The 12764-nt window shown below is 62.1% G+C and carries 16 protein-coding genes; 13 read left to right on the forward strand and 3 right to left on the reverse strand.

The window, feature by feature from the left end; translation table 11 throughout:
- Nucleotides 1-383: 383 nt before the first annotated feature.
- The 9 genes from AB4Y64_RS07620 to AB4Y64_RS07660 all read left to right on the forward strand — a co-directional run bounded on the left by AB4Y64_RS07620 (nucleotide 384) and on the right by AB4Y64_RS07660 (nucleotide 7477).
- The gene (locus AB4Y64_RS07620) at nucleotides 384-1268 is read left to right on the forward strand and encodes a hypothetical protein (RefSeq protein WP_441815861.1); all 885 of its coding nucleotides are present in this window, start codon (nucleotides 384-386) and stop codon (nucleotides 1266-1268) included.
- A gap of 298 nt (nucleotides 1269-1566) precedes the next feature.
- On the forward strand, nucleotides 1567-2727 hold the full coding sequence (locus tag AB4Y64_RS07625; RefSeq protein WP_441815862.1) for an IS30 family transposase: 1161 nt from the start codon (nucleotides 1567-1569) through the stop codon (nucleotides 2725-2727).
- Nucleotides 2728-3135: 408 nt separating this feature from the next.
- Nucleotides 3136-3525: a GlcG/HbpS family heme-binding protein gene (locus AB4Y64_RS07630; protein ID WP_441815863.1), complete on the forward strand. Its 390-nt coding sequence runs from the start codon at nucleotides 3136-3138 to the stop codon at nucleotides 3523-3525.
- Nucleotides 3526-3624: 99 nt separating this feature from the next.
- Entirely contained in the window at nucleotides 3625-4110 is a 486-nt protein-coding gene (locus AB4Y64_RS07635) for a cupin domain-containing protein (RefSeq protein WP_441815864.1), read from the forward strand.
- A gap of 92 nt (nucleotides 4111-4202) precedes the next feature.
- Nucleotides 4203-5144, forward strand: coding sequence for an alpha/beta fold hydrolase (locus AB4Y64_RS07640; RefSeq protein ID WP_441815865.1), 942 nt, complete (start codon nucleotides 4203-4205; stop codon nucleotides 5142-5144).
- Nucleotides 5145-5393: 249 nt separating this feature from the next.
- A complete protein-coding gene (locus AB4Y64_RS07645) occupies nucleotides 5394-6101 on the forward strand; it encodes a sensor histidine kinase (RefSeq protein ID WP_441816320.1) in 708 nt (235 codons plus the stop codon).
- Nucleotides 6102-6105: 4 nt separating this feature from the next.
- Nucleotides 6106-6312, forward strand: a complete 207-nt coding sequence (locus tag AB4Y64_RS07650) for a tautomerase family protein (RefSeq protein WP_441815866.1) — start codon at nucleotides 6106-6108, stop codon at nucleotides 6310-6312.
- Between the two features lie 13 nt (nucleotides 6313-6325).
- Nucleotides 6326-6526 carry a tautomerase family protein gene (locus AB4Y64_RS07655; RefSeq protein ID WP_441815867.1) on the forward strand — a complete coding sequence of 67 codons (201 nt, stop codon included), beginning with the start codon at nucleotides 6326-6328 and terminating at the stop codon, nucleotides 6524-6526.
- A gap of 225 nt (nucleotides 6527-6751) precedes the next feature.
- Nucleotides 6752-7477, forward strand: a complete 726-nt coding sequence (locus AB4Y64_RS07660) for a DsbA family oxidoreductase (RefSeq protein WP_441815868.1) — start codon at nucleotides 6752-6754, stop codon at nucleotides 7475-7477.
- Nucleotides 7478-7597: 120 nt separating this feature from the next.
- On the opposite strand, the gene AB4Y64_RS07665 is transcribed toward AB4Y64_RS07660, so the two are convergent.
- On the reverse strand, nucleotides 7598-8428 hold the full coding sequence (locus tag AB4Y64_RS07665) for an enoyl-CoA hydratase/isomerase family protein (RefSeq protein WP_441815869.1): 831 nt from the start codon (nucleotides 8426-8428) through the stop codon (nucleotides 7598-7600).
- A gap of 238 nt (nucleotides 8429-8666) precedes the next feature.
- Between AB4Y64_RS07665 and AB4Y64_RS07670 the strand changes: the two genes are divergently transcribed.
- From AB4Y64_RS07670 to AB4Y64_RS07680, 3 genes are all read left to right on the forward strand, one after another.
- Entirely contained in the window at nucleotides 8667-9092 is a 426-nt protein-coding gene (locus AB4Y64_RS07670; RefSeq protein ID WP_441815870.1) for a DUF6130 family protein, read from the forward strand.
- 22 nt (nucleotides 9093-9114) lie between these two features.
- On the forward strand, nucleotides 9115-9645 hold the full coding sequence (locus AB4Y64_RS07675; RefSeq protein ID WP_441815871.1) for a cytochrome P460 family protein: 531 nt from the start codon (nucleotides 9115-9117) through the stop codon (nucleotides 9643-9645).
- A gap of 73 nt (nucleotides 9646-9718) precedes the next feature.
- Entirely contained in the window at nucleotides 9719-10831 is a 1113-nt protein-coding gene (locus AB4Y64_RS07680) for an MBL fold metallo-hydrolase (protein WP_441815872.1), read from the forward strand.
- Nucleotides 10832-10946: 115 nt separating this feature from the next.
- Here AB4Y64_RS07680 and AB4Y64_RS07685 read toward each other — a convergent pair whose 3' ends face one another.
- Together AB4Y64_RS07685 and AB4Y64_RS07690 are read right to left on the reverse strand one after the other, a co-directional pair.
- On the reverse strand, nucleotides 10947-11567 hold the full coding sequence (locus tag AB4Y64_RS07685) for a response regulator transcription factor (RefSeq protein WP_441815873.1): 621 nt from the start codon (nucleotides 11565-11567) through the stop codon (nucleotides 10947-10949).
- A gap of 79 nt (nucleotides 11568-11646) precedes the next feature.
- Entirely contained in the window at nucleotides 11647-11991 is a 345-nt protein-coding gene (locus AB4Y64_RS07690; protein ID WP_241919357.1) for a response regulator transcription factor, read from the reverse strand.
- A 264-nt stretch (nucleotides 11992-12255) separates the two neighbouring features.
- On the opposite strand from AB4Y64_RS07690, the gene AB4Y64_RS07695 reads away from it, so the two are divergent.
- Nucleotides 12256-12678 carry an organic hydroperoxide resistance protein gene (locus tag AB4Y64_RS07695; protein ID WP_441815874.1) on the forward strand — a complete coding sequence of 141 codons (423 nt, stop codon included), beginning with the start codon at nucleotides 12256-12258 and terminating at the stop codon, nucleotides 12676-12678.
- Nucleotides 12679-12764: the final 86 nt, after the last annotated feature.

The raw sequence follows: 12764 nt of genomic DNA on the forward strand, positions 1-12764 counted from the left end.
CTGGTGCAGCGACTCGCCCTGCTGCCAGCGGTCCCACATCAGGGCCTTCTGGCCTTCCGTGTAACAGATCCTTGCCCGGTACTTCATCTGCAACACCCCTGCTGCCGAGGCAGCCTTCAGTGTGTTGCATCGACCGGTTGAAACCGCAGTCGGAAGCGGACATTAGCACCGGCCCGGCGACCTTGCAGGTCCGATGGCCGCTAACGGCCATGAGCGGACAGCAGGTTACCCACGCGGCCGCGGGCTTGCTCCGGCCGGCGGGTTCACGTTATGACCTGGAGTTCACGTCCAGCAGATAGATTCTGTCCCGCCGGCGGCCTCGATCTTTTGACCGCCAAGGCTGGTTACTTCGACCATTCGAAGTGGTCCTAAGCGGAGGGGTAATGTCTGCCAGAATGAGGGGTGAGGTCCAGAGCCAGCAGCAGGGCTATTGGGACGACGAGGTCACGCTAGCAAGCCACGACAGAATCTGTGCTTGGGCGTATGACAACAGCCTTCAGATAGCGAAGGCGGTCTATCCGTATCAATTCGGCCGCGCCTGGCACGATGAAGACGTAGATAGGTCCCATGCCTGGGCCTTAGAACGTGAGCGCGAGCGGTACAAGTTCGACTCGCAGCGACTGCGTGTTCAGCCGCGCCCTTCCCCTCGGACAAGAGTTCATTGGGAAGTACCCCTCTTTGCAAGCGACGACAGGAAGCGTCAACTAGGCTTCGCAGACTTGGTGATCAAGGTGTTGTTGCCCAGAATCAGGGCAGAGTGGGCCAGCGATTCACATGGCCGGAACGATAGCTACATGGGTTGCGAAGTAACTTGGGAAAGCGAAGTCTGGGCCCCCAGCATCCTGGTAGAGGCGAAGGCTGACTTGCCGACGATGGGCGAATTGATGAGGCAATTGAACCACTACCGCCAAGGATTCGATGGCATGTGCGTGGTCGTGGCTGCGGACGATAGCTTGTCATCGCTCCTATCCAGCCAAGGCGTCCAGTTCGTTCGATATCCGGGGCGAATGATTCCGACTCTGGGGGCAGTCGTGACGAACAAGGCGAAAATTGACGCACACCTTGCCGCCCTTGATTCGGAATTGGTGATGATGCGCGCCCAGCATCGAAGCCCTCAGCAAATGCTGGCGAGATTCAACACAATGGCGGTCCGCATTCGTGCGGAGGCTGGCACGCATCGGGACTATGTCTCGTCGCGGCTGCTCGCCATCTACACGGCGAACAGGCTAGGGCCGACGGAATCGCATCCCCATGACGACACTCACTAGCTGTTGCCAGAGCTCTAACCTTCCTTTGAGCTGGCTCGACAGCCTTCAAGAGCAATCTCGAGGTCGTTCAACAGGTACGGCTTCCTCAAGTGTGGTCCACCGCGCATCACAGCGGGAATCTCGTCGGCGTCATATGCGCTTGCAACCAGGTACGGAATCCCGCGCTCAGTAAGCAGGATGGCGACGTCGGCACCCGTCTCGCCTCCGAGATCTACGTCCAGCATTGCCGCCGCGATTGATGGCTCCCGATTGACGATGCAACACACTGAAGGCTGCTTCGGCAGCAGGAGTGTTGCATATGAAGTACCGGGCAAGGATCTGCTACACCGAAAGCCAGAAGGCGCAGATGTGGGATCGTTGGCAGAAGGGCGAGTCGCTTCACCAGATCGCGCGGCTGTTTGATCGGCGGCACAGCTCGGTTCGCGGGGTCCTGGCCGCGTCCGGCGGGATCCGCCCGGCTGCACGCCGACGTTCCGAGCGGACGTTGAGCCTTGCCGAGCGGGAAGAGATCTCGCGCGGCGTCGTGAGCGGGCAGTCGATCCGTTCGATCGCGGCTGCGCTTGGTCGGGCGCCGTCCACGGTGTGCCGCGAACTGCGACGCAACGAGGGGCCGAATGGCTATCGGGCCAGCCGGGCCGACCAGGTCGCGTGGGATCGGGCGCGGCGTCCAAAGACTTGTAAGCTGGCCCGACATCGGGCCTTGGCACGGCAGGTGGCGGCTAAGTTGCAACAACGCTGGTCGCCGCAGCAGATTGCCGGATGGCTCAAGCAAATCCATCCAGACGACGCGAGCGGCCAGGTGTCACACGAGACGATCTACCGCACGTTATTCATCCAGGCCCGGGGCGCCTTGAAACAGGAGCTTTTGGCCTACCTGCGGCGGACGCGGGCCATGCGCCGCTCACGCCATCACACCCAGAAGTCGGACAACCACGGCCGCATCAGCGACGCCGTCTCGATCCGCGAGCGTCCGGCCGCGGTCGAGGATCGAGCGGTGCCGGGCCACTGGGAAGGCGACCTGTTGTTTGGCAGCAGCAACAGCCAGATTGCCACGCTGGTGGAGCGGCATACGCGCTACGTCATGCTGGTGAAGGTCGGTGGCAAGGACACCGAAACGGTCATCGACGCGCTGATCAAGAATGCGCGGCGCCTGCCGAAGGAACTGTACCGATCGCTGACCTGGGACCGCGGCAAGGAGATGGCGGACCACCGCCGCTTCACCCTGGCGACGGACATCCAGGTCTACTTCTGCGATCCACAGTATCCTTGGCAGCGCGGATCGAACGAGAACACCAACGGATTGCTGCGGCAGTACTTCCCCAAGGGACTGGACCTGTCCTTGATCACGCAGGCCAAGCTCGACGCGGTGGCCAGAGAGTTGAACGGACGGCCCCGCAAGACGCTAGGCTACGAAACACCGGCCGAAAGATTTCAACAAGCTGTTGCATTGACCGGTTGAAACCGCAGTCGAAAGCAGTCGTTCCCATTCTAGGCGTCTAGGAGACGCGTAGTGCGCCCTCCAGGAATACCTAGCCGCGTTTACGGCGCGCTCGCTCGCTTGATTGTGGACTCTCAGCCTGAGGCTCTACAGGTGCGATTCACGCGTCGCTGGAGGGCTGATCTCAGGTAGGAGCAGTGGCAAGGTAGATCGGACTGAAACCGATACCTAAGCTGGATAGACACCGCCCAACTGATGGATGCACTCTCGGAGCCATCGGGGTATCCAAGAACGAAATGCCGGACTCAAAGGGCCGGCCCACCGTCGGGTATCCCAGCATTGATGTGAAGTTGGCTGGTGAGCAGGGGCAGTCCACGCCTCCCAATCACGACGCGTTAGGGTATCGATCTCCACTTCGGAAGAGGCACCATGGATATTCTCATGACAGCAAAGTTACTGGCCGAGCGCGTTGAAGCCGAGGCGATCAAAGCCAGGATTCCAGTATCGGTCTGCGTCGTTGACATTCATGGAAACCTCGTGCTCCAACATCGGATGAATGACGCGCCGGCCTTCTCGATGGAGATCTCGGAGCGAAAGGCCTATACCTCGGCGCTCATTGGATTGCGAACTGCTGAACTTCTCCCGCTCGTGCAGCCTGGTCAGTCCCTCTATGCGCTCCTGACGATTGCTGGTGGGCGTTACACCGCGATGGGCGGAGGCGCGCCCCTCAAGCATGAAGGTAGGTTGATCGCTGGCGTTGGTGTCAGTGGCGGCACGACGGAACAGGACATTGCGATTGTCGATGCGGCGCTCGCTTAGGAAATCAACCGGGTTGCAATACGCAGGGTTGGACTGAACCTGACGCGACGCATGGACGGGATTGAATCAGTTTTGAACGCGCGTTCTGGAGCCTAGCGAATGAATCTCCATATGGCCCTCTTGCACGCAGCCGCTGGCCTGATGGCGTGCACGTCGACATGCGCCGCGCAGGGCGTCGGGCTGCCCCCCAACGCGTTCGGTTCTGTCTTGAAAGAAGACATCCAATGGGCGCCATTTCCAGCATTTCCTGCGCCGGCTCGACTGGCAGTTCTGGTAGGGGACCCGAAGGGTTCCGGATCCTACGTGGTGCGGGTGAAAGTCCCCGCTGGCGTGACGCTGATGCCACATTCTCACCCCGAGGACCGGGTCTACACAGTCATCTCTGGTGTCTTCTACATAGGACTCGGCACGACCTTCGAAGTTTCGAAGCTCGTCGCATACGCCCCGGGAAGCGTTGTGGTGCTGCCCGCCCATACTCCGCACTTTCACCGAGCGCAGTCAGGCGAGTACGTTACCCAAGTCACGGGTTATGGTCCGCTTGGCATTGAATACGTCGATCCCACGGACGATCCACGCAAACTCTAGGGCTGGTGTATGACCTCGTGGGGGGCGCTAGGCCATCGCCCCGATTGGCGCAGGCGGTTGGATGGGTTGAACGCTCTGGAGGAGGGTTCGCTATGAGCCTTCGGGAGTTGCTCGGTACGGTCGGCGGTCACATCGCCGGGTACCGGCCACGCGGCATCCTTCCCGCGTCCAGTTCGGCAACGACCCGCTATCAGGCCATGTTGGTTGATGGAGTCCGCATCTTCTATCGCGAAGCCGGGCAGGTGAGCGCATCGACGATTGTGCTTCTGCACGGATTTCCATCCTCATCCCGTCAGTTCGATGCCCTTATTCCACTATTGGCGCCCTACTATCATGTGGTAGCACCGGACTACCCTGGCTTTGGCCAGAGCGATGCGCCGCCTCCATCCTCGTACGAGTACACATTCGACCATCTGGCCGAGTCGATCGATCGTTTTCTTGAAATGAAAGGAATCGATCGGTGCAGCTTCTATCTGCACGACTATGGCGGCCCGGTCGGGTTCCGTTTGATCCTGGCGCTGCCGCAACGGGTGCAGGCGATTGTTGTCCAGAATGCCAACGCCTACGAAGAGGGTCTTGGAGCGAAATGGGCGGCCATCCGCGAGTACTGGAGAGACCCTGAGACACATCCCGAAGTGCTAGACGCGTTCCTTTCGCGGGAGAGCACAGAGCAGCGTCACACGCTCGGCACCTCCCACCGGGAGCGGTACAACCCGGATGCATGGAGCGACGAGTCCGCGCACCTGTCCAAGCCGGGTCAACGGGAGATCCAAGGCCTTCTTCTCTACGACTACCGTACGAACGTTGCGTCCTACCCCGTTTGGCAGGCATGGCTACGCAAGGAGCGGCCAAGCGCCTTGGTGATATGGGGGAAGAACGATCCATCGTTCATCGCAGCGGGTGCGGAGGCATACAAACGTGACCTGCCGGAGGGAGAGTTTCACCTGTTGGACGCAGGGCACTTCGTGCTTGATGAGAAGGTCGACGAGGTCGCATTGCTTATGCTGTCCTTCCTGGATAAGCACGTGAAGTAGCTGGCCCGTAGCGCCGATATGGAAGCCATTGGAAGCGGCCGGGCGGTGGCACGGCGCACTCGGCGGGTATCCCCCTTCGCCGATGGACAGTCCATGATCTGAGTCGCGTGATTCGAAGATCAACAGTTATCGACACCTTCGTATAAGACCCGCGAGAGGTCGATCGTGTTCCAATTGGCAGAGATCGGTCAGTGAATTCAACAAGGCAAGCGAATGCTCGTTTCAGGCGAATCACGCGAGATGATTGAGATGAGACAACTCGCCGTCGTGGCCCATGAGTTGCGCAATCCACTGTCCGCGGCGTGGTGCGCCGTTCGCATGCTAGGGCGCACGAGCCATGGCGTGGCCGAGATTGACCACGCCTTGCCGCTGATCGATCAGCAGCTCGGATACATCGCGCGAATCATTGACGACCTGGTGGATGTCGCGTGCGTAACGTCTGGAAAGTTCACGCTGCGGAAGAAACATGTGGATCTTTCTGATCTGCTGCGTGGGGCAGTCCACGCGTGCTACCAGCGAGTTGATGTTGGAGGGCGGGAGTTCAATTTGCAGATGGCGATATGCCCCATCCAGGTGAATGCCGATCCGTTGCGACTGACGCAGGCATTCGCAAACTTGCTTGACAACGCTATCAAGTACAGCGGCCCCTGTGGTCGGATCAACGTCACGGTAGAGCGAGGGCGCGACGAGGCTGTCGTATCTGTCGAGGATGATGGCGTCGGCATCAGCGTCGACGTGCTGCCTCGCATATTCGATCTGTTCATGCAAGGTGATACGCCCACGATCACCAGTTCGCCAGGGCTTGGCGTCGGACTGGCGGTTGCGAAACAAGTCATCGAGGGCCATGGCGGGCACATCGAGGCGCACAGTGCTGGCGTCGGAGCTGGAAGTCGCTTCATCGTGCGACTCCCGCTGGAGATTGTGATGCGCCCATTCATAGACGAACTGAAGGATTGAACCGATGGCCATCCTCACAATCGACCTGCGCACCGGGCGGACGGGCGAACAGAAGCGGGCATTCGCGGCGGCGCTGCTGGACGTGGTGAGCGAAGCCATGGGCGAGCCGCGCGAGAACATCCACCTGATCCTGCATGAGAACCCCGGCATCAACTTCGTGGAGGACGCGAAGCACCTCCCGGAGTTCGGCAGCGCGTCCACGAAACCCTGAGGAGGCACTGAACATGCCGCTGATCCAGTGCCACCTGTCGAAGAAGTTGTCGCCCGAGCGGAAACAGCGCCTGATAGCGGGCCTTGTTGATGCGACGATTCGCACGCTCGGGGCCGATCCGAACACGATAACCATAGTCCTGCACGAGCACGACGCCGCGAACGTGCGCGAGCTCGCGTTCGTACCCACGGGCAATAGCAGTCCAGGCAGCTAGCCCGATGGACCGCTTCGCGATCAGGTTGAGCGAGGCGGGTGAGCGATACGCCACCGCGGGACGCCGGGTTCTGGCCGAACTCGAAGAGGCCGAGCGCCAGGCGATTACACCGTTTCGCGCAATAATGTCTGCCTGACGACGTGGATTCGCAAGCCGTCGCCCGGCACCTAGATTGGACTCCGTCGGAATTGCCCGACGCTTCCTCCGCAATCTTGGAGCCTACCCATGAACAATTCCAGCAAAGTCGCCGTTGTCAGCGGCGCTTCCCACGGCATCGACGGACCCCTTGGAGGCGAAGTGATGCGTCGCAAGCTGCATTTGCAGGTCGTGATCGACCTGATCTGCCCCTGGTGCTTCATCGGGAAGCGCAGCCTCGACCAGGCGCTGGTGCGTCTGGCAGCGCAGGGCGTGGACATCGAGATTGATTGGCTGCCGTACCTGCTCAATCCGGACCTGCCCGACGAAGGCATGGATCGGAAGCAGTTCCGATCAAAACGCTTCGGCTGGGAAACCGCGCTGGCGATGGACGCGCGCGCAGTCGAAGCCGGTAAGCGTGTGGGTGCGAACTTCGACTATGGGAAGCAGACCCGCACGTCCAACACCGTTACCGCCCATGCGCTGGTGCGCCTCGCGCGCGAGGAGGGCGGGGCTGGACAGCAGGAGCGTCTCGTCGATGCGCTCTTTGTCGCTTACTTCGAGCTGGGCCAGGACATCGGCGATCACGCGGTGCTCGCACGCATCGCGCATGCGGTGGGCCTGCGCGAGGAAGCGGTGCAACGTGCGATCTCGGCCCGTGACACGGTGCGAGGACTCGCGGCTGACGTACTTGGCACCGGTCTGACCGGCGTACCCAGCTACCTCGTCGACGGGAAGTTGCTTTGGAGCGGCTCGCAGGACGTGACGGGCTACGTGCAGCGCCTGCTGCGCGCCGCGGACGTGGCGGGCTCTTAACGAACTGTATCCGCGGCTGGCGCAGCACCTCCACGACAAACCTGGGGGGTGCGCGCCGGCGCCGGGCTCGCCCCGCTCGTTCTACGTGCATTCCTGAACTACGAGTACTTCGCCTGCTGGCTAACGCTTCGGGGCTTGGGCCGCGACGTGGCGCCCGAGATCAAACTCTATTTCGGAACGCGTCTGGAGTCCCGACTCGAGTAGTCGCGTCACCCGCGTCATGGTGCCGGGCCTCGCGATTGAGCGATAGAACTGTTCCAGCGCCGGCGGGAACAGGGAGTCGTCAGGCAGCGAGACTTCGTCGACGAAGCGCTTTGCCTCGGCCAGCGATTGCCTGTCGAAGCTCGCGATGCGACGGGCGAATGCATCCACGAACGTATCCAACTCGGCGTCGGGTACCGCGCGATTGACGTAGCCATATCGTTCGGCGAGGTCACCGGGGAAATCGTCCGCACCGAGCACGACCTCCAGAGCGCGCCCGCGTCCCATTAATCCCGCCAGGCGGGCCATCGGATTACCTCCAGGCACGGCACCGACGCCCACCTCGAACTGCCCCAGCACAGCCTTCTCGCGGCTGGCGAAGCGCATGTCGCACGCGAGGGCGAACTCGCTGCCGGCGCCGCGCGCGCGCCCCCGGATGGCGGCGATCGACACCACTGGCGCCCGGCTGATGCGTGCCAGCACGTCGAGCCAAGGCCGCATGCCTGTCGGGCCGTCGGGCATCGATGCTGAACGCTCGCGATCGCTCAATACGTCGTAATGGGCGAGGAAGAAGTCCGGATCGAGGCTATGGAACACAATCACCTTGACGTCGACGTCCTGCTCCAAGGTGTCGACCAGGTGCGAAAGCTCGTTGATGGTGTCCAGGTCGATCAGGTTGATCGGCGGATTATGGAACGTTGCGTGCCAATAGCCCGTGGTGGGCTGCGTGATCTCGATCTGCTTGTGCACGGCGCATTACCTCCTCGGACATGACGGACAGTGACGGCCGATGGCCAGTCGCTGACCCGAGGATAGATAGCTGCGTCTGGAAAGGAAGCAGACAAAGGTGTCGGTACCTCCGTCGATGCCCGAGGGAGCGGCGGCGCATTGCACCAAGGTATCGATCAACACCTTTGTGCAATTCCCGTGCGACCGTCGCGCTGGTCAGATGGCGTCCACCTTCCAGGCAGATCGCAGGAACCGGGACATGAACAGGTACGCCAGAATGCTCGCCGCATCTGCCATTGCCACGATGATTGCGCCCGACGCATTTTCGCAAACGGCGCGGTCGCTGGTCGTTCCTTACGAGAACGAGCCACCACCGAAGCTGACCATCGAACCGCCCCTGCCCGGGCCGCTCGCCAAAGGCGTTGCGTTCATCCCGTACCGTGTCGAGAACCTGCGCATCCTTCCGGTCGGCGGAGCGTCGGCGCGTCAACTGTCGCCACGCGTTGGGCACGTCCACGTAACCGTCGACGACCTGCCTTGGCAATGGGCGGATTACGGTCAGAGCGACACCATCATCCTGGTCAATCTGCCTCGCGGGGAGCATAAGGTCCTGATCGAGGCGGTAGATCCGGAAGGGGGTCTGCTCACCTCGCAGAGCATCAAATTCACAGCACCCGGCAAGTGACCCATCGTTCGGAGGACACCCCATGAAGCGCACGAGCAAGGCATTGATCGCGGGCGCCACCGCGCTGATCGTTGTAGTCGGAACCGCATTCTCCGCGCAGGATAAATACACGCTGAAATCCGCGGGTGGCATCGCCTTCGCTGATTTTCGCGGCTACGAAGACTGGGCGGTCGTGTCGTCGGCCCGGACCGACGAGGTGCTCAAAGTGATCGTCGCCAACCCGGCCATGATCAAGGCCTACAAGGCGGGCGTGCCGAAGAACGGCCAGTTATTCCCGGAAGGTTCGAAGATCGTGAAACTGCAGTGGAAGCCGAAGAAGAGCAGCGAGGCGCCATTCGCCGTGGACGTGCCCGATGTGTTCACTCAGGCGTTTGTGATGGAGAAGGACAGCAAGCGGTTCCCAAAGACCGGTGGATGGGGTTATGCGCTCTTCAACTACGACGCGCCATCCGACAAGTTTGTGGTCGATCCGAGTCCCGTCGATTGCGGCCAAGCGTGCCACGTAAGAGTGAAGACCAAGGACTACATCTTCCACCCCTACCAGAAGCGTTGAAGCGCGCGGCCCGGCCGCACGCACTTCGACGTCCATCGAAATGAACAATAGACCCCACCAGGAGTGCGTCGCCATGCGCAGCAACCGTTCCACTCGAGTCGTTTCTCTGATCGCCGTTGCCGCTCTGGCGGCCTGTACACGCCAGGAGCCTGCGCCGCTGACGGCCGAGGCGGCCACACCTGCGCAGGACGCCACCACGTCCGCGTCCGCGTCCGACTCTGCACCGGGCACTCCCGCTCGGGTTCCGTACGCAGACATGCCGCAGCTTGCTCCCATTGGCGTGCGGATCGACAAGCACCTGGATGTTCCCGAGTCCGCTCGGGGGCCCGCCATCGATCCGGCCAAGGGTTATCGCTTGCAGGACCTCGGCGATGGCCTGTACATGGTGACCGACAACGCATACCAGTCGATGTTCCTGGTCTACGACAAAGGGGTGGTGGTCATCGATACTCCGCCCACGTTCTCGTCGCATATTCCCGCCGCCATCGCGGAGGTGACGAAGAATCCCGTCACGCACGTCGTCTACAGCCACTCCCACAAGGACCACATCGGCGGGACGCGGGCGCTGGGCGGCAAGCCGATCATCATCGCGCAGGAAGAAACCCTGCGGCTGCTCAAACGCGACAACGACCCCGACCGCCCGCTGCCGACGGTAACGTTCAAGGATGCCTACACGCTGGAAGTAGGCGGGAAGAAGCTGGATCTGTCTTACCATGGCAACGGCCACGAGCCGGGCAACATCTTCATCAGCGCACCGAAGCAGAAGGCACTGATGGTTGTGGACGTGGTGTTCCCGGGCTGGATGCCGTGGCGTCGTTTTGCCGTTGCCCAGGACGTCTTTGGCTCCATCGCTCAGGTCGACAAGATCAACTCGATGGAATGGGACACCCTCGTCGGCGGTCACGTCGCGCGAACCGGCACCCATGCCGATGTGCAACAGCAGGCCGAGTTCTACAAGGATCTGCGTGACGCGGCGGGCAAGGCGTTGTCGACGACCAAGCCGGGCGAGGGTGTCAACCCCAAGGACATGGACAACCCGTGGGCGATTTTCGACGACTACATCGACCGCGTCGTCATCCAGTGCGTCAACTCTGTCACGCCGAAGTGGCAGCCGCGGCTGGCTGGCTATGACGTCTACATCTGGGATCAGTGCTATGCGATGGAGCAGGCACTGCGCATCGACTAGGTTGCGCCGTCGCTGCACTGGCCATTCAGTTCACGCCCCGCGTGGCGCTGCCGGCGCCCCCCTGCTCGCCGGCGACCGCCCCGTGGGGCGTTTTTGACCACAGCGGGTCGCTGGATCAGCGCCTGCTCGATTCCAGCGCCGCAGCCATCTTCACCAGGTCGGGCACCGATCTGGCCCGCATCTTCTGCATGACCCGGCCGCGATGTGCCTTGACAGTGATCTCGCTGATGCCAAGGTTTCCCCCGATCTGCTTGTTGAGCAGGCCCGATACCACCAGCTCCATGACCTCGCGCTCGCGGCGTGTCAGCGAGGCATGGGCGTCTCGCAAGGATCGCACTCGCGTCGCATCATCCAGCGCGGCGTCGCTGCGTGCGATCGCTCCGCGAATGCTCTCCAGCAGGAGCTCATCGTCGACTGGTTTTGTGAGAAACTCGATCGCGCCCGCGCGCATCGCGCGCACTGTCATCGGGATGTCGCCGTAGCCGGACATGAAGATGATCGGCATGTCGGCGCGATCTGTCGCGATCAGTGCCTGCAGGTCGAGTCCGTTGATGTCGGGTAGCGTCACATCAAGGACCAAACAGGTCGGGCCTGCTTCCCGCGGATGCGCAAGGAACTCTCCAGCGCTGGCGAAGGTCCTGGTCGTCCAGCCGGCGAACCGCACCAGCGATTCCAACGACTCCCTGACCGATATGTCGTCGTCCACGATGAACACGATGGGCGCGGTGTGGTTCACGGATGCCACCTCGTCGGAAGTAGGTCATGCAAAGGGTGAATAATCCTTTCGGGGCGGCGATGCAAGCGCTTTGCGGCATTCAGCTTTTGGCGATGGCCGAGGCGATCGCGTCCAGCAGCGTTTCACTCTCGAAGGGCTTGAACAGGAAGTCTTCGGCTCCCCGCGCGATCAGGTCACGGCGAACCTCGGCGTCCACGTGGGCGCTCATGAAGATCAGCGGAAGCGTATTCCGCCGGCGCGACAGCTCCTCCTGCAGCGCCGGCCCGGACATAATGGGCATGTAGACATCCACGACCAGGCAGGCCGCGAGGTCGGCCGCGCCGGAGGCGAGGAAATCGATCGCGGACGCGAAAACCTGGGCGTCGTAGCCGCCTGTCTTCAGCAGGTCCGGGAGCGATTCACGTACCGACTCGTCGTCGTCCACGATCGCCACCAGTCGGCGCGACCTCACGGTAAGCCATCCATGCTCAGCGAACGGGTGACGCCGCTCAGACTGTTGGTCATATCGGATCCTCCGAGATGAGCTCCTGGGCCTAGGATGCACCCGCGACCGAGCGGTTTACATGATACTTAGGTGTCGATTGGCCCGGCTCCGCAGGGGGGGCGTCCGGGACCGATACCTTGGTGCAATCGCCTGCACCCCCGGCCTGTAGTTTCATCGGGCTTCCCCCGCGGGCCGGAGAGTGAAATGACCGACACCGAGCGCAAGCTCCTCTACACGGGCAAGACCCACACCGTCGGCGGCCGTGACGGCGGCAAGGCGAAGAGCACCGATGGCGCGCTCGAAGTCGGGTTTTCGACGCCGGGAACGCACGGCACCGGTACCAACCCCGAACAACTGCTGGCCGCCGGCTGGTCTGCCTGCTTCATCGGCGCGATGGGCATCGCCGCGCGCCGGATGCGCGTGACGCTCCCGCCTGACACTGCTATCGACGCCGAAGTGGACCTGCGGCAGGGCAGCGAGGGCTACTCGCTGGCTGCCCGCCTCAATATCTCGTTGCCTGGAGTCGACCGGGAAATCGCGCAGGCGCTGGTCGACGCCGGTCACGAAACGTGCCCGTATTCGAAGGCGCTCAAGACCAGCATCGAGGTAGCCATCAACCTGGTCTGACCCTGGCCCGCGGGCTGAATGCGCTGTCCATGGCTGGACATTGCCTTGGCGGGGCGGCGAGAACCACGCGATTGCCGCATCCGGAA

Origin of the sequence: Lysobacter sp. TAF61, assembly GCF_052113485.1 — a bacterium.
GTDB lineage: Bacteria > Pseudomonadota > Gammaproteobacteria > Xanthomonadales > Xanthomonadaceae > Lysobacter_J.

Coding starts and splice junctions, on each gene's coding strand:
- AB4Y64_RS07640 (WP_441815865.1), top strand. CDS start 4,203: ATGAGCCTTCGGGAGTTGCTCGGTACGGTCGGCGGTCACATCGCCGGG.
- AB4Y64_RS07675 (WP_441815871.1), top strand. CDS start 9,115: ATGAAGCGCACGAGCAAGGCATTGATCGCGGGCGCCACCGCGCTGATC.
- AB4Y64_RS07680 (WP_441815872.1), top strand. CDS start 9,719: ATGCGCAGCAACCGTTCCACTCGAGTCGTTTCTCTGATCGCCGTTGCC.
- AB4Y64_RS07625 (WP_441815862.1), top strand. CDS start 1,567: ATGAAGTACCGGGCAAGGATCTGCTACACCGAAAGCCAGAAGGCGCAG.
- AB4Y64_RS07645 (WP_441816320.1), top strand. CDS start 5,394: ATGAGACAACTCGCCGTCGTGGCCCATGAGTTGCGCAATCCACTGTCC.
- AB4Y64_RS07635 (WP_441815864.1), top strand. CDS start 3,625: ATGAATCTCCATATGGCCCTCTTGCACGCAGCCGCTGGCCTGATGGCG.
- AB4Y64_RS07655 (WP_441815867.1), top strand. CDS start 6,326: ATGCCGCTGATCCAGTGCCACCTGTCGAAGAAGTTGTCGCCCGAGCGG.
- AB4Y64_RS07660 (WP_441815868.1), top strand. CDS start 6,752: ATGAACAATTCCAGCAAAGTCGCCGTTGTCAGCGGCGCTTCCCACGGC.
- AB4Y64_RS07695 (WP_441815874.1), top strand. CDS start 12,256: ATGACCGACACCGAGCGCAAGCTCCTCTACACGGGCAAGACCCACACC.
- AB4Y64_RS07620 (WP_441815861.1), top strand. CDS start 384: ATGTCTGCCAGAATGAGGGGTGAGGTCCAGAGCCAGCAGCAGGGCTAT.
- AB4Y64_RS07650 (WP_441815866.1), top strand. CDS start 6,106: ATGGCCATCCTCACAATCGACCTGCGCACCGGGCGGACGGGCGAACAG.
- AB4Y64_RS07670 (WP_441815870.1), top strand. CDS start 8,667: ATGAACAGGTACGCCAGAATGCTCGCCGCATCTGCCATTGCCACGATG.
- AB4Y64_RS07630 (WP_441815863.1), top strand. CDS start 3,136: ATGGATATTCTCATGACAGCAAAGTTACTGGCCGAGCGCGTTGAAGCC.